At 66.5% G+C, this 1,562-nt stretch carries 2 protein-coding genes; both read left to right on the top strand.

The annotated features are described in order from the left end of the window. Window positions 1-100: 100 nt before the first annotated feature. Window positions 101-1,126, top strand: a complete 1,026-nt coding sequence (locus ACFWF3_RS35450) for a beta-ketoacyl-ACP synthase III (protein WP_379318496.1) — start codon at window positions 101-103, stop codon at window positions 1,124-1,126. A gap of 190 nt (window positions 1,127-1,316) precedes the next feature. Continuing rightward, window positions 1,317-1,508, top strand: a complete 192-nt coding sequence (locus ACFWF3_RS35445; RefSeq protein WP_378633833.1) for a hypothetical protein — start codon at window positions 1,317-1,319, stop codon at window positions 1,506-1,508. Window positions 1,509-1,562 lie beyond the last annotated feature (54 nt).

Raw genomic sequence — 1,562 nt, 5'->3', positions numbered from 1 at the left:
GTGTCCACGTACGGGTCACGGGCGATGAGGGACAGATTTCGATGCTTCGGGTACACCCAGCGGTACTGCCGCAGGTTGACAGGTACATAGGAGACGCACAATGGCTCGAATCGCCCAGACGACGGGTACTGAGCACACCGCCATCCTCGGATTGGGCGTCTACCGCCCGGCTCGGGTGGTCACCAACGACGAGGTAGCGGGGCCGATCGACTCCAGCGACGAGTGGATCCGCACCCGGTCCGGCATCCATACCAGGCGCTTCGCCTCGGACGAGGAAACCATCCAGTCCATGAGCGTCGCCGCCGCGCGCGACGCGATCGCCGCCGCCGGGGTGCAGGTCGACCAGATCGATTGCGTCATCGTGGCGACGTCGACCCATCTCATGCTCACCCCGGCCATCGGCCCACGCATCGCCACCGAGCTGGGCATGACCGGCGCGGCCGCCTTCGACATCTCGGCGGGCTGCGCCGGGTTCTGTCACGCGGTGGGCATGGCATCGGACCTGGTCCGGGCAGGCACCTCGAATCACGTGCTGGTGCTCGGCGTCGAAAAACTCACCCCCACCGTCGACTTCACCGACCGCGCGACGGCCTTCCTGTTCGCCGACGGCGCGGGCGCGGTGGTCGTCGGCCCGTCCACCGAACAGGGCATCGGCCCGACCGTGTGGGGTTCGGACGGTACTCAGCACCACGCCATCCGCCAGACCAAGGACTGGGTGGAGTTCTTCGACGAGATCGAGGAGAAGGGCACCGACGCGGTGCGCCCCTATCTCACGATGGAGGGCACCGCGGTGTTCCGCTGGGCCGCGCACTCGCTGGAGAAGGTGTGCCGCGACGCGATCGACCGCGCGGGCCTGACCACCGGCGACCTCGACGCGATGATTCCGCACCAGGCCAACGGCCGGATCATCGAGATCATGGCCAGGGTGCTCGAGCTACCGGAGCACTGCGCGCTCGCCAACGACATCGAGGATTCCGGCAACACCTCGGCAGCATCGGTCCCCCTCGCGATGGAGGCGCTGTTGCGCAAGGGCGAATCGAAGCCGGGCGACACCGCGCTGCTGATCGCCTTCGGTGCCGGGCTGTCCTATGCGGCACAGGTTGTCGCCATGCCCGCCTGGAAATAACCGATCAGCAAATTCTCACAAAACCGGGGTGGCCTGCGCCGAAGCAGGCCACCGACCGGTTGGCTCGCCGTGTCCACCTTGTCCCGCTTGCACCAACTCGGACATGCTGGCAAACTTTTCGCTACCGACGTTTGCTGATCGACGAAGCTCAGCCTCCAGCGTTCCCGTCGTCAACCCGAGGTGATCGGCCGTGAAACTGCGCTCACTCCTGCCACGCAGGCACATCAACGAGGTCCCGCTCCTGCCGAGCATCGGACCGGACGACGCCTTCGCGCTCCCCAGCGCGTTCGTGCCCCGCGGCACCCGTCTCAAACGCGAGGAACGCCTCGAACGATTGCTCACCCCCACCGAACTAGACCTCGTCCTCCACCACCAGCTCTGACGGCTACCTCACAGCAGGGGGATACTCGATCGGGTGAGCACTCCCTCGGTAACC

The sequence above is a fragment of the Nocardia sp. NPDC060220 genome, assembly GCF_042727815.1.
Taxonomy (GTDB): domain Bacteria; phylum Actinomycetota; class Actinomycetes; order Mycobacteriales; family Mycobacteriaceae; genus Nocardia.
Note: the sequence above shows the minus strand (reverse complement) of the source record. Positions and strands in the feature narration are given on the sequence as shown.